Raw genomic sequence first — 20,286 nt, forward strand, 5'->3', positions numbered from 1 at the left:
GGGCTCAGCTGGGGGTTAAGAGCCCGGCATTTCGGCTTGCCGCCTAGCAAGCAGTTCTCCCTGGAGCCGGTCGGCTTCCGTCACCGAGGTGAGTGGCTTTAGCCTGCGGGCCAGCCAGTTCTTCAGGTCGTCCATGACGGTGAACATCACCGGCACGAAGACGAGCGACAGAAGCGTCGAGGTGATCAGGCCGCCGATGACGGCGATCGCCATCGGGGCGCGGAAGCCGGCGTCAGCACCGACGCCGATCGCGGCGGGCACCATGCCGGCCACCATGGCGATGGTGGTCATGATGATCGGCCGCGCCCGCGTCGTTCCGGCCTTCAACAAGGCGGCGCGTCGGTCGAGGCCTTCGCGCCGCGCCTCGATCGCGTAGTCGACTAGCAGGATCGAGTTCTTGCCGACGATGCCCATCAGCATCAGGATGCCGATGGTCGAAGACAGGTCGAGCGCCGAACCGGCCAGCAGCAATGCCAGTGCCGCGCCGCCAAGCGACAGCGGCAGCGCGATGAGGATGGTCACCGGCTGCAGGAAGTCCTTGAACAGGAGCATCAGCACCGCCGCCACCATCAGCACGCCGCCCAGCACAGCGAGCGCGAAGTTGCGGAACATCTCGGCCATGTATTCGGCGTCGCCATATTCGGCCAGCGTGACGCCCGCCGGTAATTGCTTGTAGGCCGGCAGCTCGGCAATCGCGGCCATCGCGGTGCCCAGCGTCACGCCGTTGAGATTGGCTTCGATGGCCACCAGCCGCTTGCGATTCAGCCTTTCGGCCTGGCCTTCCTCGGCTCCGAACGAGATGTCGGCAACCGAGGTCAAGGGTACCATCTTGCCTCTCGACGTGCTGACGCGCAGCTTGCGCAGCGTCTCCAGATCGGCCCTGGCCGATGTGTCCAGCATCACGCGGATCGGCACCTGGCGGTTGCCGAGATTGAACTGCGCCGAATTGGCGTCGGTCTCGCCCAATGTGGCGATGCGGGCGACGGTGCCGAGCGTTGCCGAGGAGACGCCCAGACGGGCGGCTTCGTCGGGGCGGGGTTTTACTATCAGCTCCGGCGCGAGCGGGGGCTCGGTGGACAGCACGTTCGCCAATTGCGGCAGCCCGCGCATCTCCATTTCCAGTTTCCGCGCCGCGTCGGAAAGTTGCACCGCGTCCTCGCCGACGAGATAGATCGAGACCTCCTTGCCGCCGCCGTCGGACAGGAAGGTGAATTGGATGTCGGGTGTCGCGGCCAAGATCGGCCGCACCTCCATCTCGAACGATTTGCGGTTAAGCTTGCGTTCGCTGCGCGGTGTCAGCCGGATGAGCAGGTTTGCCTCGTTGACGCTTTCCGAGGTGGCGAGAACGGCCTCTACCTCGGGTCGTGTCATGAGTTGCTTGACGATGCCATCGGTCACGCTCTCCGTCTCGGGCAGCCTGGTTCCGGGCGGCAGGGTCACTTTGACCTGCGAGAGATTGCCGTCGCTGGTTGGCAGGAAGCCGGTCGGCAAAAGGGTCAAAAGCCCAAGGGAGCCGGCGAAGATCACCGCGACGATGCCCAGAGCGGTCTTGCGATGGTCGAGCGTCCAGCCGAGCAGCTTGAGATAGCCTGCGGAAAAGGTGGACGGCGCAGCGTCGGCGTGGGTGGGGTGCGCCGCCGGCTGCATCAGGTAGGCGGCCATCAACGGTGTCAGCAAGCGGGCAACGAGCAGCGAGAACAGCACGGCGATAGCGACCGTCAGGCCGAATTGCTTGAAATACTGACCGACCGCACCACCGATGAAACTGACGGGCGCGAAAACAGCAACGATGGTGAGCGTGGTGGCGACCACCGCCAGGCCGATCGCATCGGCCGCCTCGATCGAAGCGATATAGGGCCGCTTGCCCATATGGATGTGGCGTTCGATGTTCTCGATCTCGACGATGGCGTCGTCCACCAGGATGCCGATGACCAGCGTCAGGGCCAGCAGGCTGATCGAGTTCAGCGTGAAGCCGAGCAGCGCCATGATGGCAAAGGTCGGCAGGATGGAAAGCGGCATCGCCAGCGCCGAGATCAGCGTCGCGCGCCAATTGCGCAGGAACAGGAACACCACGACGACGGTCAGGATCGCGCCCTCGACCAGAGCGGTCGAGGCGGCGTCATAACTTTCCATCGTATATTGCACCGTCGAGATCATTTCCTTCATCTCGATGTCGGGGGTGCGCGCCTGAATCTCGGCGATACGCCCTTTCGCGGCCTCGGCGACGGTGGTGTCGCTGTAGCCCTTGGCGCGTGAAACCGAAAAGCCGACTACTTGTTCGCCGTCCAGCCGGGCGAAGCTGCGCGGCTCGGCCGAAGTGTCGGCTACGGTGGCGATGTCTGCCAGTCGCACCCAGCGATTGCCGGGCAGGGGGACGGAAAGCTGCGACAGTTCCTCGACGGTCTTGACGCTGCCCAGCGCCCGGATCGCCTGCTCTCGCCCGCCAATCGTGCCACGTCCGCCGGGAATGTTGGCGTTCATGTCGCGCAAGGTCGAATTGACCTGGTCGGCGGTGACGCCGAGGGCCAGCAGCTTGTCCGGATCGAGCGACACGCGGATTTCGCGGTTGACGCCGCCAAGCCGCTGCACCTTCTGCACGCCCGGGACCGCGAGCAGTTCGCGATTGACGGTATCGTCGACGAACCACGACAGCTCGACGGGCGACAGGCGCGGTGCCCTGATCGTGTAATAGAGGATGGCGCTGCCGTCGACATCGACGCGCGAGATCACCGGTTCCTGGATCGATTGCGGCAGATCCGAGCGGATCTGCGTGACCGCCTCGCGAACGTCGGTGGTGGCGCGGTCGGGATCGGTGCCGATCTTGAACTCGACCGTTGTCGTCGAGACGCCGGTGCTGATCGTCGAACGGATATGATTGACGCCGGGAAGGCCGGAGGCCGCACCCTCGACGCGGCGCGTCACCTGCGTTTCCAGTTCGGCGGGCGCGGCGCTGGCTTGCGTCACCGTCACCGTCACGATCGGGAAGGAGACATTCGGGTTGGCGTTGATCGGCAGCCGCATGAACGCGGCCATGCCAGCAAAGGTCAGGACGACAAACAGGACGATGGTAGGGATCGGCTTGCGGATCGCCCAGGCGGAAATGTTGCGGGTCATCGCTTCACGCTCCCGGCGGCCGGCACCAGGTCGACGACGGTGACGGCGTCGCCTTCGCGCAGGGCGGCCCCTGCCTTGGCGACGATGCGCTCACCTGGTTCAAGCCCGGTCCGGATTTCAACCTTGCCACTCTTGCGCAAGCCGGTCTCGACCGGGCGTCGTTGCACGCGGCCGCTTTCGACAACGAAAACAGCGGAATCGTCGGTACCGCGCCCATAGACCAGCGCGCTGTCGGCGACGACGATGGCTTCGCGCTTGGCAAACACCACTTCGGCCCTGCCAAAAGCGCCGGCGAACAGCGGTTCGTTGGTGTCGAGCGCGATCTGCGCCGCGCCGAGCCGGGTTTCGCGATCGATCTTCGGCGCCACAACGCGCACGGTGCCGCCGATCTCGCTTGTCCGTCCGGCCAGCCTGATCTTGACCGGTTGGCCGACCGCCAGCGACGGCAGGTCTGCTTCCGGGATTTCCGCGGCGAACTCCACCAACCCGTCGCGGATGATGCGCACCAGCGGCTCGGCGCCGGCCTGTGCGCCGGCGCGCGCCTGCCGTTCCGAGACCACGCCGTCTGCCGACGCGCGAATGATGGCGCGTTCCAACTGCCGCGTCGCTTCTGCGCGCTGCGCTTCCGCTTCGGCGTTTTCGGCGCGCTGCACGGCCACGCCCTGCGTTGCAACGGCCACGGTGGAGGTGCGCTCCTCATAGGTCTGTTCGGAAATGATACGGCTCAGCTTCAGCCGCTCCGCACGATCGAGCGCCGCCCGCGCCTGTGCCAGGGTTGCTTCCTGCTGGGCGAGTGACGCCTTGCTGCGGGCGACGCGGCCTTCCGCCTCGCGCAACTTGTTTTCCAGCATCGCCGTTTCCAGCCTGACCAGCACCTGGCCGGCGGTAACCCGCTGGCCGACCTCGACCTCCACGGAGGCGATGCGCTGGTCCTGTTGCGCTGTGCCGACCGCAATCTCGTCGCGGGCCACCAGGACACCGGTGAAGGTCAGCGTCCATTCGGCCGGCTGCCGCTCGGCGATCAGGGTCGAAACGGTGCGCTGCGACAATGTCGGCTGTGCCGACGCGGCTGCGGAAGCGCCGTCGGCCAGCAGCGGGCTTGTGCCCGCCAGCAGAAGGGAAAACGAGGCCGCGGCTGCCCGAACGAAGTGAGGGACGTCACGCATGGATGTTGCTGCCTATGTCTGGGGCGAAGTCGCCACGTCTTCATTATTAGACTAGTCGATCTAATAAATCACCGGAGAGCGTGTCAAGCCATGCAATAACTGGCTTTTTTGCGTTGACACGTCGTCATACGGAATTTATTAGACTGACTAATCTAATAAAACGGCGGCGGAATTGAGGCAAGCATGCGCAAGGTCGACCCCGAGAAGCACGAAGCAAAACGTCGGCAGATTCTTGAGGCTGCGGTCGCTTGTTTCGCGCGCAAGGGCTTCCATCGCACCTCTACGGCCGAGATTTGCGCCGAAGCCGGCATGAGCCCGGGCAATCTCTTCCACTATTTCCCGACCAAGCAGTCGATCATCGCCGCTATCGTCGAGGAGGAACGGCGCCAGACCGCCGACTACTTCGAGGGCATCAATCCCTCTTCGGACCTCTTTGCCGAGTTGCTCGATTTCATGGACATCGTGCTCGAACTGGCATCGGATCCGACCTACCTCAAGCTCGCGCTCGAAATCGCCGCCGAGGCCATTCGTGACGAGGAGATCGGCAACCTCGTCGCCAAAACCGACACTGAACTGCAAACGGCTCTGAACACGCTGTTGCGCAATGCCGCCGCGCGCGGCCTTGTCGATCCGACGCTGGATCCGGCCGACAGCGCGCGCTGGATCGCGGCGCTGGTCGACGGCATTTTCAGCCGCGTCGCCGTCGACCCTGGCTTCAGCCCGCTGGAGCAGCGGCCGATGCTGCGGCTTCTCATCACGCGCTTCCTGCGGCCGGGTGCTGCGCCGGCGACCGCCTGAACGGCCTCGTCGGTTGTGAGGGCCTTTCCCTCAGCCGCGACCGCGACCTTGGAAAGATAAGGCGATGCAGATGCAGAAACGCTGGTGGCTCGGCTTTTTTGGGCCTCATTGGCATCTATAAATTTCCCGACGCGATCGCCGCCTACAACGGCCAGGCCAGCGCCTGGGAATATATCTACCTCTCCTGGTTCATCTGGCTGCTCTATCTCGTGCCGGAGAAAGCGCCGAAGGCTGGTGCGGGTAGCCCGGCGGCATTGCGGCGTTTGGAAAAATGACGATCCGTCATGACGGTTGAGCAGCAACCGGTAAAGACGCTTCGTCAGGCCCGCAGCCGTTGGCCTTTTACCGGGCTGCAGCTTGCCAGTGTCACCGTTAATTTCGCCAATGCGATCGGCGCCGTCGTCTATCCCTGGCTGGTCTACGACCTGACGGGCAGTGCCGGCTGGATGGGCATCGTCGCCGCACTGGCGCTGTTGCCTGCCATCGTCGGCACCGCCTTCGGCGGCATAGTTGCGGAACGGGTCGGCATTCGCCGCATGGCGATTGCCTCGGTGACCATGGGGGCGGCGGCGTCCGTTGCCGCGGCGGCTGCTTACGATGCCGACATGCTCACCATCGGCGTGCTGGCGACCCTGACCTTTTTAGGCGCCGTGCTCGACGGGCCGGGCGGCATCGCCATCGAAGCGCGTGTGCCTGAAATCGCCAGGCTGGCGCGCATGCCGTTGATCCGTGCCAATGCCATCGATGACCTGATCGACAACAGCGCCGCCGTCGCCGGGCCCGCGGTCGCCGCTTTCCTGGTCGCTGCCGTCTCTACGACGGCCCTGTTGTGGATCGTCGCCGCCATCAACCTGCTGGCGGCGGTGCTCGTGGCGGCAAGCCTGCCACGCTTTCGCCTGCGCCGCGCCGCCGGAACGACATTCGACCAGATGAAGGCCGGGCTCGGTTTCATCTTCGGCCAGCCGGTGCTGCGCGCGGCGTTGATATTGGCCGGTGTCGGCACCAGCATCTTCGTCGCTCTGGAGGCGATCGCGCTGCCGGCGATCCTGCGGACCGAAGGCCGTTCGGCGGCGCTGCTTGGCATGTTCCTCGCCGCGGCCTCGGTCGGCGCCATCGTCGCCAATCTGACGCTCGCTTTTGCCGAACGGGCGCCGTCGCTGCGCGGTGTCTTCACCGCCGCTTTCGCCGGGCTCGCCATTGGCGTCGCCTTGCTCTTGTTGGGCCGGTCGGTGCCGATCCTTGTCGCTTCGGGTGCCATGCTGGGTGTCGCCGCCGGTCCGCTGTCGCCGGTTTTCGCTACCCTGCTTCAATCGAGCGTGCCGAAGGAATTGCGCGCCAATGTCATCGGCATTTCAATGAGCCTGATCCTGATCGGCGCGCCGGTGGCGGCTCTTGGCGCCGGCGCCGCGCTCGACGCCTTCGGTGCGACGGTCGTTCTGGCCACCTGTTCGGCGCTGCTGTTCGCCTGCGCCCTCGCCGCTTTCCTCATGCCCGGCTTGCGCGGGGTTACGGCCAAACTGTCAGGCGAGAAGGAGTGACGATTGTGAGAATCGGCCTAGACGTCTCGGGTCACGACCTGGGAGTGTTGAAGGCGCCGCACCGATTGAGGTCGGTGAAGCGCATCACCGCGTCGTCGAGCTTGCCGATCGACTGCATTCTGACGGGGCGCTCGGACTTTACGAAGGGGCCTGTCCGTAGTTTCGCCAATGAGGTCTCGAGCGCGCCGAGAGCGGATTGGCTGGTCTTCCTGACCGGCAGATAGCGATAGGCGGGCTTGCCGAGCCTTGCCCGCCCCAAGGCATGTTTGAGGACGTTCGCCAGGCGCACATCGCCATCGAAGGCGATGTTGGTCGATATGTCGACCGGTCGGTAGTCTGTGCCGATCGTAGCCGTGAAATCGCGCCACTTCTTCTCCAGCACCTTGCTGGAGAAGATCACCGGCACCCACGGAACGTCGTAGGACTCGGCCACCACCGCGCCATGCAGGGCTTCGGTGATCAGGCACGACGCGCCGGCGATGCGGGACAGCGTCGCCTCGGCGTCGCTCAGCGGTGAAATGTAGGTGATCCCCAACGCACCGCAGAGCCCGGCCAGGATTTCACCCGCCGTGGTGTGCGAGTGATGATGCGGCATGAAGGCCGGCCCGCCGGCCCTCGAATGCGTGAAATGGCGCGATGCCAGAATGGCGGGATCGATGCCGGCATGGGACCGGTCGATGCCGAGGAGCTTGCAGGTCAGCGGCCCGCGCACGCAGAACACCGTCCTGTTTTCCGTGTCGTATCGACCGCGCTTGTAGCCGGCGCCCGCGCCGATGATGATCTCGTGGGCGTCCTGTGGCGCGGAACGCCCGATCACGGTGCCGATGAACAAAACGCGGCTGGAGCGATCGTCGTCGAAAATGTCGCCGAACACGCATCGCGCCAGAAGCGGACTTAGGACGTCCCCGAAATTTGGAAGGTCGCGATAGTAGCCGAGCTGCATTCTTCTCTGCCTGGGCCGAATGCTCGGCCGGGGTATCTGTGCGGTGCCCGTGACGCGAACAACGGGTTGGCGAAATCTGCGGGAGCGGCGCGGATTGCGCCACGGAACCCGTCAGGGGAGGCTTGATCTTCTAGGATGTCAGGGCGGCTGGGGGTGATAGACCACTGTGGCTTTGACTTATTGGATCGCATCGGATGTACGGGGCTTTATAAGCCCCGTCGCGACGCGTCCGTGATCAAAGCGGTGTCACTGTTTTGTGAAGGCGCTATCGGGCTAGAACAGCGGCTACTGGGCACCCTCACAGGTAGGGAAGGATTCGGTTCGGACGTAAACGCGCTCTTATCGTTGCCAGAAGGGCAGCTTGGCGATCTCTTCCTCGGCCTGCCGCCTCGTCAGGCCGATATCGTCGATCAAATGCGGATTGTCCTTCGCCATTTGCTTGAGGTCCCAGCGAAAGCGTATCTGCTCACGCCAGGTCGCGATCCTACGGCGCAGGCTCGCCACGCTGTAGCGCCGCGACATATCCGCCGGCGCAGCGAGCGTTCCCGACTGCGTTGCCCGATGCCGGGCCGGCGCAAGAATATCGTTCATGGCAACCTCCATATCGGTCGAGGGCCTGGAGCCCTCGACCTGAAAGAGGTTGAATTCTGCGGGATGCGGACGGCGGCGTAATTAAGCCGCCCCAAATAGTTCTCAAAACTTCCAAAACCGCCGATCAGGATTGACGGAGGCTGTGCCCCTTTTCGGCGAGCCAGGAATCGTGGAGCCATTTTTCCGTGCCGCGACGGCCGGGGAAACTGATCCAGTGAATGTCGCGCTCGAACACCATGACCTTGCTGTCCGCGCCGACGATGACCCACATCCAGAGGCCATCGGCAGTGTTGCGCATTTTGACCTTCATGCCGGTGAGGGTCAGGTCTTCCATGCGTCCGTTGTGGGTCACCCGCAGCGGCTCGTCATGCGGCTCGATCCAGCTGATATCGAGAACCGGCAAAAGATCGGGTGCCGCATCGCGCAGGAAATCCATGGCGATCGCCTGCGTCTCCTGCCGTGTCGGCAGTCGGCCGCCGACCAGATCGAGATCCATCCGGACGAAACCCTTGAGGCGACCATCGGCGGCGATGATCATACTGAAATGCTCGCCGCCCAGTGCGGCGTTGCGGCCGTCTGTTCGCTCGTGGCGGACAAGTTCAGCGGCTTCGCCGTCCACGGCAACGGTGCGGCGGGCCACCTCTCGGTAGCCGGCCGGCATGAACGTCTTGATGGTGGTGGCCACCGGTTCGCCGGCAAGCGTTGGGGAGGTCATGGTCTTTCCTTTCTGCGTGGAGGCGAAGGCAAGGCTGGCTGTGGTGGCCCCGACGACAAGGCCGAGAACGACGATGAGGGGGCGTATGCGAGGCATGTCGAAAACTCCTTCAGTTCGGTCGGGATTGCAGGTTGATGTGTAACTTGACGTCAAGTGTAGATTTAGAATGCACCTGTCCGTCGCTCCAGTCGCGCCTATTTCCGCTTCGCTTCCGCGATCAGGGCATGCATGCGGGCGATGTTGTTTTCCAGATCCTGTTTGAACGCGGTCAGTTCATGCAGTTGGGCATTCGCCCTCTTCAGCTGCGTTTGCAGGATTTCCAGCACCTTTTCCTTGCCCTTGATGCCGCTGGCATCCTCGAAATAGAGGTCGATGACGGCGGCGATCTCGTCGAGGCTGAGACCGAGGCGCTTCAGTGCCGCGATCTTTTCCAGCCGCTTGACGGCGATCTCGTCATAGTAGCGATAGCCCGCACCCTCGCGCTCGGTCGGCTTCACCAGCCCGAGCCGTTCGTAATAGTGGATCGTGCGGTGGCTGACGCCGGCACGTTCCGACAATTCTCCAATCTGCATGAGCGACGACAAACGACACCTATCTAAACCTGACGTTGGGTGTAGATCTAGGATCGAAGTGCATGTTCGTCAACCGCTGCGATGTTGCGCGCGGTTCCAATGTCCGGAAGCTGAAGCCCAGGGGCGGGCACCCGGTTCCATGCAAGCCTGAAAGGCTCTAAGGATGCGTCCTATGCAGGGATCGCGCTTTGCCTTTGGTTCGTTCGTGCTTGATCCGGATGCGGGAACGCTGCTTCGTGACGACGTTCCCGTTGCCGTGGGCTATCGCGCCCTGAAGCTGCTTGCGGCACTCGCCGGACAGCCCGGTGAAATCCTGGGCAAGGCCGAGTTGATGGACGCGGCCTGGCCGGGCATGGCTGTCGAGGAAGGCAACCTCACCGTCCAGATCGCGCAGCTCAGGAAATTGCTTGGTCCGGCTGACGACGGCGGCGGCGAGTGGATCGCCACGGTTCCGCGTGTCGGCTACCGTTTCACGGGCGCCGTCGAACGGCTCGGCGGCGCCAAGCGAAAACCCTTGCCGCTGCCCGACAAGCCATCGATCGCCGTGCTGCCCTTCGACAACATGAGCAACGATGCCGAACAGGGTGCCTTCGCCGATGGCCTGACCGAAGACCTGATCACCGACCTTTCCAGAAACGCCGACCTGTTCGTCATCGCGCGGAGCTCCGCCTTTGCCTACAAGGGAAAGGCACTGGCCGTGCGCGAGATCGCCGAGGACCTCGGTGTGCGCTACCTGCTCACGGGCAGCGCGAGGCGCGCAGCGGGCCGCGTGCGCATCAACGCACAACTGGTCGATACGGAGAGCGGCAACCAGCTGTGGGCGGAGCGCTTCGATCGCGGGCTGGAGGACATCTTCGCCGTTCAGGACGAGGTGACGGCCAGGATCGTCGAGGCGCTGCTCGGCCGGCTGCGCGCGCAATCGCCACGCAAACGACCCGGGAATCTCGAAGCTTATGATCTTTGCGTGCGGGCGCGCAGGCTGATGGATGATCAGCCGCAGTCGGCGCGGGAAGCGCATCTGATGCTGACGCGCGCGGTTTCTCTCGATCCGGGATATGCCGAAGCCTATCGTTGGCTTGCCATGAACCACTGGATGGGCCGGGTGCATTCGGGTGGACCGACGGAACCCGAGCGTGCCGTCGCCCTCGAACTGGCCCGCAAGGCCGTGGCGCTCGATCCCGACGATGCCGGCTGTCGCTGGGTCCTGGCTTACCTGCTTACGTTCAACGGCGACTTCGCCGAGGCGGACGCGGAATTCGAGCAGGCGATTGCGCTCGACCCGAACGAGGCTGACGCCTGGGCGGCCCTCTCCGACATCACGGTTCTGGCCGGTCGGATCGAGGAAGGCCTCGAGCAGAGCCGCAAGGCATTCCGGCTGAACCCCTACCCGCCGAGTTGGTATTATCTGACGCTCGGTCAGGCATTGTATGCGGCCCGCCAATACGAAGCCGTCATCGAGACCCTGCGCCGGGACGAAACTTACCGCACAACCTCACGCCGCTTCCTGGCGGCGAGCCTTGCCCAACTTGGCCGGCTGGACGAGGCGCGTGCGGAAACCGAACTGTTCCTCGTCGGCAGCCCGCATTTCACGATCAGCCACTGGCGCGCGCAGGAGCCGTTCCGCGACACCGCCACGCTCGCACATTTCGTCGACGGTTTCCGCAAGGCCGGCCTGCCGGAGTGACGAGCCGGCCGGTTTCCACCACCTAGTCCTCGAAGCGGCCGTCGGTCTCTCGATCGCGTTCGTAGCGTTTCGCAAATGGAAACGGCGGCAGCCAGGATTCGCGACGGACGGTCCAGAGTTCGTAGGTCGGCTTGAATTGGTCAGTCGCGTCCAGTGATCCGAGATTGACCTCGATCTCGTCCCCACTACGCCCGAAAACCGGCGAGCCGCAGCGGGGACAAAAGAAACGCCCGGCATAGTCGCGCGTTTCGCCTTCGATCGTCACCGCATCCTGAGGGAAGATCGCCGACGCGTGAAAAAGCGCGCCATGATGCTTGCGGCAGTCGAGGCAGTGACAGATGCCGACCCGGTAAGGTCGTCCCGACGCCACAAGGCGGACGTTCCCGCACGAACAGCCCCCGGTGTACCGTTCCATGTCGTGCCTCCTCCAAAACCGATTGACTGGGATGGCTATAGTGAACCCGGCCGTGATACCCGGAAAAGGTATGTCTGCCTTTTCGGCCGCTCACCTGCGCTGAACAAGAGATGAGCAACATCCCTGAACATGGCAAGTTCAGGATTTCTGCGTCAGAATTCGATGAAATCAAAGGCTGATTGGTTGAGTGGTGCCCAGGGGCGGAATCGAACCACCGACACTGCGATTTTCAGTCGCATGCTCTACCAACTGAGCTACCTGGGCATCTCGGTTCGGCCCATGGTCGGGGCCAACCTGCTTCGCCGGAACGCTGGGCGTCCCCCGGAAGCGCGTGGGTTATAGCACGAGATTTCCGCCTGTCCAGCACCGCGGCGGCGATTTCGCCGGGAAAACAATTGGTGTGCCAAAATGCCGGCAACGCGCCTTGTTGCCAGGGGCGCGGACGATCAATCCCGCGGCGGTTCCGGGGCCTTTTCTTCCGTGTCGGCGTCGTTATCGACGCCCGGAAGCACGTAGACGCCCTTCAGCCAGCGATTGAGGTCGAGTTCCTTGCAGCGGGTCGAGCAGAACGGATAGGTCTCGCGTGCGGAAGGGCGGCCGCATTCCGGACAGGGCCGCTTTGGCCGCAGCGGCGTGACGGTGGCGTCATTGGTGCTCATTGTCAGGTCTTCCCACGCCGGGCTTGGCTGTCGTCAAGACAGCGCGCGTGCCGGCCAGTTGCGGTGGGTGTCGAAGCCTTCGCCGTCCAAAAGCGCCGCTGTCTCGAAAAGCGGCAAGCCGACGATGTTGGAATAGGAACCGGTCATCTTGACGACAAACGCACCGGCCAGTCCCTGCACGCCATAACCGCCGGCCTTGCCGCGCCATTCGCCCGAAGCGACATAGCGGTCGATTTCGATGCGCGGCAGGCGCTTGAAGCGCACGCGCGTCTCCACCAGCCGCTGGCGCTGCTTTCCGGAGGGCGTGATCAGGCAGACGCCGGTGTAGACCCGGTGCGAGCGACCCGACAGCAATTGCAGGCAGAACGCGGCGTCTTCGCTGGTTTCCGCCTTGGGCAGGATACGGCGGCCGACCGCCACTACTGTGTCGGCGGCCAGCACATAGCCGCGCTCGAGCTCGGCTTCGTCCTGCAGCAGGGTGAAAGCCTTTTCCGCCTTTTCCTTCGACAGCCGCTTGGCCAGCGAGCGCGGGTGTTCGGCACGCTGCGGCGTTTCGTCGATATCGGCCGGCAGGATGCGGTCGGGCTCGATGCCGGCCTGTTGCAGGAGCTCGATCCGCCGAGGCGATCCCGAGGCCAGCACGAGCTTGTGCGAACTGCTCATCGCGTATCCAGCCGGAGGCCTGTTACTTGAAGCGATAGGTGATGCGGCCCTTGGTCAGGTCGTATGGCGTCATTTCGACCAGGACCTTGTCGCCCGTCAGAACGCGGATGCGGTTCTTGCGCATGCGGCCGGCGGTGTGGGCAATGATTTCGTGTTCGTTTTCGAGCTTCACGCGGAACATCGCATTGGGCAACAATTCTGTCACCACACCCGGAAACTCGAGGACTTCTTCCTTCGGCATTCGATACCTTTGGTTTGGATGGATTCCCGGCTGCCGGGCCGGAATTGGCGCGGAACCTATATGATTATCGCCCCTTTGTGAACACGCTTAATCGGCTTGCCGCCCGTGAGGCGTAGCAGGCCTATCCGCTTCGTTTCGCAAACGGCAGGGGGCTTGCAAGCTCAAGATGTCCGGTACTCGAAAAGCCGGGCCATTGGCTTGTCGTGGCCCGTGGCTACCGCTCGTCAGCCACGCCAGTGCAACACGCAAACCAGCGTGAACAACCGCCTAGCCGTGTCGAAATCGATCTCGATCTTGCCGGTCAGCCGGTCCATCAGCGTTTGCGAACCCTCATTGTGCAGGCCGCGCCTGCCCATGTCGATCGCCTCGATATGGCTCGGCGTCGAGGAGCGGATGGCGTCGTAGTAGCTTTCGCAGATCAGGTAGTAGTCCTTGACGATGCGCCGGAACGGCGTCAGCGACAGGATATGGGCGACGACATCCGAACCGTCCTGGCGGCTGATGGCGAAGATCAGCCGCGATTCGGCAAGCGACAGCTTGAGCTTGTACGGGCCGCCGCCATCGTCGTTGACCGGGCGGAAACTGTTTTCTTCGATCAGGTCGAAGATCGCCACGGCGCGTTCATGTTCGACGTCGGGGGTCGAGCGGCCGATCGTTTCGTCGAGTTCGACGTCGATCAGCCTCGCATTGGTTGCCTCGGCTCCCGACATGCTCGCCTACATGTTCAACCGGATGGAAACGGAGCGGCCATGCGCGTCGAGCCCTTCCGCCTTGGCCAGCGTAATGGCTGCCGGCGCCAGTTGCCGCAACTGTTCGGGGCCGAGCTTCAGCACCGAGGTGCGCTTGACGAAATCAAGCACCGACAGGCCGGATGAGAAGCGTGCCGAGCGCGCGGTGGGCAGAACATGGTTGGAGCCGCCGACATAGTCGCCGATGACTTCCGGCGTATGGCGGCCGAGGAATACGGCGCCCGCGTTGCGGATCTTTTTGAGGAATGCTTCGGGATCGGCGACCGCCAGTTCGACATGTTCCGCCGCGATGCGGTCGACAAGCGCCGGCGCCTCGTCGAGCGAGCCCACGATGATGACGGCGCCGAAGTCGCGCCAGCTCTCGGCGGCGTTCTGCGGCCTGGGCAAGGTCTTGAGCTGCGCCGCGACCGCCTGCTCCACATCGGCGGCAAGCCCCTCGTCGTCGGTGATCAGGATCGACTGTGCGCCCATGCCGTGTTCGGCCTGGGCCAGCAGGTCCGCGGCCAGCCATTGCGGATCGTTGTCGCGGTCGGCCACCACCAGCACTTCGGAAGGACCGGCGATCGAATCGATGCCGACCTTGCCGAACACCTGTCGCTTGGCAACGGCGACAAAGGCGTTGCCCGGCCCGACGATCTTGACGACGGGGCTGATCGTGTCCGTTCCATAGGCCAGTGCGCCAACGGCCTGCGCGCCGCCGACCCGGTAGATTTCGGTCACGCCGGCAATGTCGGCCGCCACCAGCACCAGCGGGTTGATCTCGCCGCCGGTTGGCGGCACCACCATGACGATGCGCCCGACGCCGGCAACCTTCGCCGGCACGGCATTCATCAGCACCGAGCTCGGATAGCTGGCAAGGCCGCCGGGAACATAGAGCCCGACCGATTCCACCGCGGTCCAGCGCGAGCCGAGCTCGACGCCGATCGCGTCGGTATAGCGGTCATCCTTCGGCATCTGCCGCTGGTGGTGCGAAAAGATGCGGTCGCGCGCCAGCTTCAGCGCATCGATGGTCTCGGGGTCGGCCTGCCGGTAGGCGGCGGCGATATCGTCCGGACCGACGGCGATGCCGATGCGATTGAGATCGGCCCGGTCGAACTTCAGCGTCAGCTCTTTCAGCGCGGCATCGCCGCGTGCCCGCACGTCGGCGATGATCTGGCGAACGACCAGGTCGACCTCGGGCGAATCCTCGCGCTTGGTGGAGAGGAAGGCGGCGAAGCGCTGTTCGAAATCGGCGGCGGAAGAACGCAGGGTCACGGCCATCGGTCAGCCCCTGTGCGCCGGGCGCGAAGAGGCTTGCCAGGCACCGCCGAGGTCGGCCAGCCGGGCCTCGACGCATTCGACTTCCAGCATGATGGTGCCACCACCGGAGAAGATCAGTTCGACGATGCCGGCCGGTGCCGTAATCGGCACGAAGCTGATGGCGAGCAGCGACAGCACTTCCTGCGGCTTGTCGCGCGCGATGCCGCTGGTCTTGGCCGCCAGCACCCGGTCGAAATGCAGCACGCTTTGCCGGCGTTCGTTGTGCTTGCGGAACAGCCCCTTTTTCACCTCCCAGGCGAAACGGTTCATCGGCAGCACGAAACGCTTGGCGGCCGGCAGATATTCGAGGTCGGCGACCTTCATCACGGCGTCCTGTGTATGGGCCGAGATGATGTTGAGGTCTTCGTCGTCGAGCGCGACCAGTTTCAGAGCGTTCATGCGGATTCCGCACCTGCGAAGGTTTTGTCGTTCAACCTTCTGTTAGGCGGTCTTTCCGGCGCGCGCAACCGGGGAGGCAGTCGGCAATCGGCAGTAGGCAGTCGGGATTAAAAGATCGGGGATTTGTCGGTGGCGATAAACAGCAAGTCCCATCGCCACCGTCGGCGGTATAACCGGCTAGACAGCCGATCAGCGTTTGCGACGCAGCTTCGACTGCCGACTGCCGACTGCCGACTGCCGACTGCCGACTGCCGATTCGCTTAGCCGCTGATCCGCTCGATCACCGCGCCGCAGCCGGAGAGCTTGTCTTCAAGCCGCTCGAAGCCGCGGTCGAGATGGTAGATGCGGTTGACCGTCGTTTCGCCTTCGGCGGCGAGCCCCGCGATGACCAGCGACACCGAAGCGCGCAGGTCGGTCGCCATCACCGGCGCGCCCTTGAGCTTGGAAACGCCTTCGACGATCGCCGTCTGGCCGGAGAGGTGGATACGCGCGCCGAGACGGGCCAGCTCCTGCACATGCATGAAGCGGTTCTCGAAGATGGTCTCGGTGATATGCGATTTGCCCTTGGCCTTAGTCATCAGGCCCATGAACTGCGCCTGCAGGTCGGTCGGGAAGCCGGGGAAGGGTTCCGTGGTCACGTCGACCGGCGAGATGCCGGCGCCGTTGCGCTTGACGCGGATGCCTTCGTTGGTCGGCGTGATTTCGGCACCGGTCTGGCTGATCACGTCGAGCGCGGTCTGCAACAGGTCCGGCTGCGCGCCCTGCAGCAGCACGTCGCCGCCGGTCATCGCCACCGCCATCGCATAGGTGCCGGTCTCGATGCGGTCGGGAATGACGCGGATGCTGGCGCCCGAAAGCTGGTCGACGCCATCGATGGTGATCGTGGGCGTGCCGGCACCGTGGATTTTCGCGCCCATGGCGTTCAGGCATTCGGCGAGATTGACCACTTCCGGCTCGCAGGCGGCGTTTTCCAGCACCGTTTCGCCGCGCGCGAGCGAGGCCGCCATCATCAGCACATGGGTGGCGCCCACTGAAACCTTCGGGAAGACGTAGCGGTTGCCTTTCAGCCGGTTGTGGGCCTTGGCCACGACATAGCCGTTGTCGACATCGATATCGGCGCCCAGCGCCTGCAGGCCATCGATGAACAGGTCGACAGGCCTGGTGCCGATGGCGCAGCCGCCGGGCAGCGAGACGCGGGCCACGCCCATGCGCGCCAAAAGCGGGCCGATCACCCAGAACGAGGCGCGCATCTTGGACACCAGCTCATAGGGGGCAACCGTGTCGACGATGTCGCGGGCGGTGAAGTTGATGGTGCGCGAATAGCCGCCGCCATTGCCGTTCTGATGGTCGCGCTTGCCGTTGACCGAATAGTCGACGCCGTGGTTGCCGAGGATGCGGGTCAGCTGCTCGACGTCGGCCAGATGCGGCACGTTCTCGAGCGTCAGCGTTTCGCTGGTCATCAGCGAGGCGATCATCAAGGGCAGCGCGGCGTTCTTGGCGCCCGAGATGGGGATGGTACCGGCGAGCTCGCGGCCGCCGACGATCCTGATGCGATCCATGAAAGAGTGTCCCTCGGCCGATTTGTCGGCTTTTCATCGGTTGCGTGTTGGGCGCCGTCTAAACCATTGGTCGACCCGGTTCAAGAAATAGGATTTCGCTGCAAGCCGGCGCAAGAGCGGCCCGCTCCCCCCGCTTGCCTACTCCCGGTCCTTCTGCGTCTTCGACGCGGACAAGCCCTCCGGCCGCGCATCGGCCTCGCCGGTGCGGCGTGAGCGTGTCTGTGCCTTGCGCTTCTGCAAATTTGCGCGCAATGCATCCGCCAGCCTGGTCTTGCGGTCGCTCGGCTGCTGCTTTGGCTTGGTCGTGTCCGTCATCGTCTCCAGTCCCCGGAATGGATAACCGACATTGTGGCGCGGCCATGTCGGAGCGTCTCTTGGAAATAGCTGTCATACACAACTTGCGCTTGGCGATTCATTGTGGCAGAAGGCGCCGCATTCAAGGCGCTGCCGTAGCTCAGTGGTAGAGCACTCCCTTGGTAAGGGAGAGGTCGAGAGTTCAATCCTCTCTGGCAGCACCATTCCATCTCCTTGATAGACAACAGCTATCTGACTTTCTTGGTCTTTTGCCGCCCTTCCGGTGCACGGGGTGGTACAGCTGAGCTTGAGAATGCCCGGACCTTGGTTGCTCTCGACGACGGGCGCCCATGCAGATTTGGTTGCGTTGGTGCGTATCTCCGACAACGAGTTTCCACAGATCTGAAAGGCGAAGCTCTGCCCGAACGGAGGCTGATACCCGTGAATCGCCCCTCAAGTCTGTGACAGTGAACGAGTTCGTCAAGGTCAGTTTGGAAACGAGGGTCCCCAACGAGACTAAGAGGCGGTTCCGTGAGGCCGATAATCTCACGCCAGACACCCGCAATTCAATCAAAGGGATGATCGTCGAAAATTGAGTGCCCAATCGTGTAGCCGCCGCACCGCATGGTTTTTTCGAATGTCCGGCCAAATTGGGGTGACCGCCCTGCTATTTCAGGGGCGTTGCGAATTGATCGAGAGCCGTGTCACCGATACAGGGCGACGACAGCAAAGACCGCCCCCAGCGGCAGTAGCTGCATCAGCAATTCAATCATCGTCACAAATCCTCGTACCTCATAGGGCGGCAACCTGGCGATCGCGCCCGCGCACCGGTCGAGCATTGAAAAGGCCTCTATGCGAGGAATCGATAGAGAGCCACCAGAACAACCAAAGCGACAATCGGAGCGACAAGGCTCATTTGCAAACCGTCAGTGAACGGTGTCAGCCAGGTCGTCATTGAGTTCTGGAATGCCGGGCAGCGGGCGTGCCTTCTCGAATGCAAGGCGTTTCGACCACGGATCGAACCACTCCACGTTGTTGACTTCAACGTCGCGGCTCTCTTCATCCTCGTCCTTCTTTATTTCTTCCATTGCTTGCATGCCCCTCTGCGCAAAGTCGTCCACATACAAACGCACAAGCCGCAAGTCATCCCCCGTTTGGGGGATCGTCCTGCTTGGGCCGCCGCTACGAAATGGAAGATGCTCTGGTCGAGAGGGTAATGTTTTTAGAACGGAAGCGCACGCGCAACATCTTGTTTCTGCCGCGTAAATTTCCATTCGTATCTCGCCAGTGCCGTCGGTTCGCCGTGCCGTTTGCAAATTTGCGATGCGCCCAGTCCAGCCGGGATATATATTCGAGATCGCGGGAGTTGGGGGCAAGGCATATGCAGTCTGGCAATCTTGATGCGTCGGATCATGAACTGATCGGACGGATTTACGAGGCGGCCGCGATACCGAGCCTTTGGGGTGGCAAAGGTGTCCTGGACCTTCTCGCCCAGGCAGGCGAGTGCACCGATGCCGCGCTGTTTGCGGTAGACAGCAAGGGGCTCAATGGTTGGTCTTCCAATGAGCGCTGTGTCGAAAAGATGCAGATCTACATCCGCGACAATTGGGTGGCGCGCAATCCATATATCGAGTCGGCGGAACGTCGCGCTCGCTTCGATGAGCCTCGTTTCGTGCTGGATACCGAGGTGATGCCGGCTGAAGAAATGGCGCGGCACCCCTATTATCTGAATTTCATGAAACCACACGGCGTCTACTGGCACACCGGCACCAATATCATTTCGCCGACCGGGGATACTCTCAAGATTTCGGTGCACCGGAGCTTCGATTCCGGTCCGCTAAGAAAGGAAGTGGCGATGCGCTTGACTGCGCTTCGCCCGCACATAGCGCGTGCTGCGCTTCTTACGGCTCGTCTCCGTTTTGAGCAGGTCCGCGCCGCCGTCGAGGCCTTTGATGTCATAGGGTTGCCGACCGCGGCTGTCCGTCGCGGCAGGTTGGCAATGGCAAACAGAGGCTTCGAGAAATTATTGCCGCGGGTGGTGCAAGACCGCCATTCCAGGCTGACCTTCTCGCAAGTGGCGGCGGATGCCTGTTGGCGCAAAATCCTGGAGGGACCGAGTGACCGGGGTGGCACCTTCCCGATTGCGGCCATCGACGAACATCCAACGATGGTGGTGCATGTGCTTCCGATTGTCGGAGCCAGTCGAGATATCTTCAATGTGGCTGACATGCTGCTGGTCATAACGTCGGCTGCCGAGGACGTTGGTGTCGACCCCAGGATCATGGAGGGCCTGTTCGATCTGACGGCAGCAGAGGCCGCAATCGCGCGCGATTTAACCCTTGGCAAGACGATCAATGAAATCGCGGACCTACGGGGGGTCGCAAATGGCACCGTGCGTTCGCAGGTCCGTTCGATCTTCGAGAAGACGGGTACGCATCGGCAGGTGGATTTGGTGAGGCTTCTGACCGGTGTGAGGACGGTTCTCGCCTTGAAAGCCGGTCTTGATCACATGTCCGGCCTCAATGATGAGCCCGGTTCGAGAAAAGAAAAGAAGTAAGCACAGAACCTCCAGCAAGCAGCAATTGCAAGCTGAAGGCTGATTGGATTGCGTTTCGCTTATTGCGGTTCGAAAGGCCGCACACGCCGCGCTCAGATCGTTCACGTGCTGTCTCAGGCACTTTCCGGCCTTGGCCTGGGTTGTGCCGGTGAACACAGTCCGTCCTGATCATTGTGGCATGGTGCCCGCGCGGAGCCGCAACGGGTTTCATTGGTGGCTGAAGAGGCCCCCCAACGCGCGCCGAAATCCCACCAGATTCGCGTCGATATCGCCGACGATCGAGCCCCATCACCCGACGAGTGCTCCCATGCTTGGGACGTTGATTACGGA

The 20,286-nt window shown here is 63.2% G+C and carries 21 protein-coding genes and 2 tRNA genes; 6 read left to right on the forward strand and 17 right to left on the reverse strand.

Annotation, left to right across the window (positions count from 1 at the left end):
• Positions 1-15 precede the first annotated feature (15 nt).
• Complete coding sequence (locus QFZ88_RS17020; protein WP_024926009.1) at positions 16-3,114, reverse strand: efflux RND transporter permease subunit; 3,099 nt, start codon at positions 3,112-3,114, stop codon at positions 16-18.
• Entirely contained in the window at positions 3,111-4,280 is a 1,170-nt protein-coding gene (locus QFZ88_RS17025) for an efflux RND transporter periplasmic adaptor subunit (RefSeq protein ID WP_024926010.1), read from the reverse strand. Before QFZ88_RS17025 ends, QFZ88_RS17020 begins: the two co-directional genes overlap by 4 nt.
• 183 nt (positions 4,281-4,463) lie before the next feature.
• Here QFZ88_RS17025 and QFZ88_RS17030 point away from each other — a divergent pair, with 183 nt between their 5' ends.
• The 3 genes from QFZ88_RS17030 (at position 4,464) to QFZ88_RS17040 (ending at position 6,616) form a co-directional block, all read left to right on the forward strand.
• On the forward strand, positions 4,464-5,078 hold the full coding sequence (locus QFZ88_RS17030; RefSeq protein ID WP_024926011.1) for a TetR/AcrR family transcriptional regulator: 615 nt from the start codon (positions 4,464-4,466) through the stop codon (positions 5,076-5,078).
• Positions 5,079-5,176: 98 nt separating this feature from the next.
• Positions 5,177-5,353: a hypothetical protein gene (locus tag QFZ88_RS17035; protein WP_204367419.1), complete on the forward strand. Its 177-nt coding sequence runs from the start codon at positions 5,177-5,179 to the stop codon at positions 5,351-5,353.
• Positions 5,354-5,362: 9 nt separating this feature from the next.
• Positions 5,363-6,616 carry an MFS transporter gene (locus QFZ88_RS17040; protein ID WP_024926012.1) on the forward strand — a complete coding sequence of 418 codons (1,254 nt, stop codon included), beginning with the start codon at positions 5,363-5,365 and terminating at the stop codon, positions 6,614-6,616.
• A 31-nt stretch (positions 6,617-6,647) separates the two neighbouring features.
• On the opposite strand, the gene QFZ88_RS17045 is transcribed toward QFZ88_RS17040, so the two are convergent.
• The 4 genes from QFZ88_RS17045 to QFZ88_RS17060 all read right to left on the reverse strand — a co-directional run bounded on the left by QFZ88_RS17045 (position 6,648) and on the right by QFZ88_RS17060 (position 9,437).
• Positions 6,648-7,559: a polysaccharide pyruvyl transferase family protein gene (locus QFZ88_RS17045; protein WP_024926013.1), complete on the reverse strand. Its 912-nt coding sequence runs from the start codon at positions 7,557-7,559 to the stop codon at positions 6,648-6,650.
• 339 nt (positions 7,560-7,898) lie between these two features.
• A complete protein-coding gene (locus QFZ88_RS17050; protein WP_024926014.1) occupies positions 7,899-8,150 on the reverse strand; it encodes a DUF1127 domain-containing protein in 252 nt (83 codons plus the stop codon).
• A gap of 124 nt (positions 8,151-8,274) precedes the next feature.
• Positions 8,275-8,961: a hypothetical protein gene (locus tag QFZ88_RS17055; protein WP_024926015.1), complete on the reverse strand. Its 687-nt coding sequence runs from the start codon at positions 8,959-8,961 to the stop codon at positions 8,275-8,277.
• A 98-nt stretch (positions 8,962-9,059) separates the two neighbouring features.
• A complete protein-coding gene (locus QFZ88_RS17060) occupies positions 9,060-9,437 on the reverse strand; it encodes a MerR family transcriptional regulator (protein WP_024926016.1) in 378 nt (125 codons plus the stop codon).
• 163 nt (positions 9,438-9,600) lie between these two features.
• Here QFZ88_RS17060 and QFZ88_RS17065 point away from each other — a divergent pair, with 163 nt between their 5' ends.
• On the forward strand, positions 9,601-11,121 hold the full coding sequence (locus QFZ88_RS17065; protein ID WP_024926017.1) for a winged helix-turn-helix domain-containing tetratricopeptide repeat protein: 1,521 nt from the start codon (positions 9,601-9,603) through the stop codon (positions 11,119-11,121).
• A 22-nt stretch (positions 11,122-11,143) separates the two neighbouring features.
• Here the strand turns inward: QFZ88_RS17065 and QFZ88_RS17070 are convergent, their stop codons facing one another.
• The 10 genes from QFZ88_RS17070 to QFZ88_RS17115 all read right to left on the reverse strand — a co-directional run bounded on the left by QFZ88_RS17070 (position 11,144) and on the right by QFZ88_RS17115 (position 17,420).
• Positions 11,144-11,536, reverse strand: coding sequence for a GFA family protein (locus QFZ88_RS17070; RefSeq protein ID WP_024926018.1), 393 nt, complete (start codon positions 11,534-11,536; stop codon positions 11,144-11,146).
• 188 nt (positions 11,537-11,724) lie between these two features.
• Positions 11,725-11,800: transfer RNA gene (locus QFZ88_RS17075), tRNA-Phe, on the reverse strand.
• A 182-nt stretch (positions 11,801-11,982) separates the two neighbouring features.
• Positions 11,983-12,195, reverse strand: coding sequence for a DNA gyrase inhibitor YacG (gene yacG / locus QFZ88_RS17080; RefSeq protein ID WP_024926019.1), 213 nt, complete (start codon positions 12,193-12,195; stop codon positions 11,983-11,985).
• 33 nt (positions 12,196-12,228) lie between these two features.
• Positions 12,229-12,858, reverse strand: coding sequence for a Maf-like protein (locus QFZ88_RS17085; protein ID WP_024926020.1), 630 nt, complete (start codon positions 12,856-12,858; stop codon positions 12,229-12,231).
• 22 nt (positions 12,859-12,880) lie between these two features.
• Positions 12,881-13,099, reverse strand: a complete 219-nt coding sequence (infA, locus tag QFZ88_RS17090) for a translation initiation factor IF-1 (RefSeq protein WP_006200926.1) — start codon at positions 13,097-13,099, stop codon at positions 12,881-12,883.
• Between the two features lie 224 nt (positions 13,100-13,323).
• Positions 13,324-13,809 carry a UPF0262 family protein gene (locus tag QFZ88_RS17095; protein ID WP_024926021.1) on the reverse strand — a complete coding sequence of 162 codons (486 nt, stop codon included), beginning with the start codon at positions 13,807-13,809 and terminating at the stop codon, positions 13,324-13,326.
• 6 nt (positions 13,810-13,815) lie between these two features.
• A complete protein-coding gene (gene hisD, locus QFZ88_RS17100; protein ID WP_024926022.1) occupies positions 13,816-15,108 on the reverse strand; it encodes a histidinol dehydrogenase in 1,293 nt (430 codons plus the stop codon).
• 3 nt (positions 15,109-15,111) lie between these two features.
• Positions 15,112-15,546, reverse strand: coding sequence for a DUF2948 family protein (locus QFZ88_RS17105; RefSeq protein ID WP_024926023.1), 435 nt, complete (start codon positions 15,544-15,546; stop codon positions 15,112-15,114).
• Between the two features lie 260 nt (positions 15,547-15,806).
• Positions 15,807-17,105, reverse strand: coding sequence for a UDP-N-acetylglucosamine 1-carboxyvinyltransferase (gene murA, locus QFZ88_RS17110; RefSeq protein ID WP_024926024.1), 1,299 nt, complete (start codon positions 17,103-17,105; stop codon positions 15,807-15,809).
• Between the two features lie 138 nt (positions 17,106-17,243).
• The gene (locus QFZ88_RS17115; protein WP_162835301.1) at positions 17,244-17,420 is read right to left on the reverse strand and encodes a hypothetical protein; all 177 of its coding nucleotides are present in this window, start codon (positions 17,418-17,420) and stop codon (positions 17,244-17,246) included.
• 128 nt (positions 17,421-17,548) lie between these two features.
• Between QFZ88_RS17115 and QFZ88_RS17120 the strand changes: the two genes are divergently transcribed.
• A tRNA-Thr gene (locus QFZ88_RS17120) sits at positions 17,549-17,623 on the forward strand.
• A 702-nt stretch (positions 17,624-18,325) separates the two neighbouring features.
• Here QFZ88_RS17120 and QFZ88_RS17125 read toward each other — a convergent pair.
• A complete protein-coding gene (locus QFZ88_RS17125; RefSeq protein ID WP_161773078.1) occupies positions 18,326-18,496 on the reverse strand; it encodes a hypothetical protein in 171 nt (56 codons plus the stop codon).
• A gap of 74 nt (positions 18,497-18,570) precedes the next feature.
• On the opposite strand from QFZ88_RS17125, the gene QFZ88_RS17130 reads away from it, so the two are divergent.
• Complete coding sequence (locus tag QFZ88_RS17130) at positions 18,571-19,956, forward strand: helix-turn-helix transcriptional regulator (protein WP_244431216.1); 1,386 nt, start codon at positions 18,571-18,573, stop codon at positions 19,954-19,956.
• Positions 19,957-20,286 lie beyond the last annotated feature (330 nt).

This window comes from Mesorhizobium sp. YL-MeA3-2017, assembly GCF_030814575.1.
In the GTDB taxonomy this organism is placed as follows: domain Bacteria; phylum Pseudomonadota; class Alphaproteobacteria; order Rhizobiales; family Rhizobiaceae; genus Mesorhizobium; species Mesorhizobium terrae.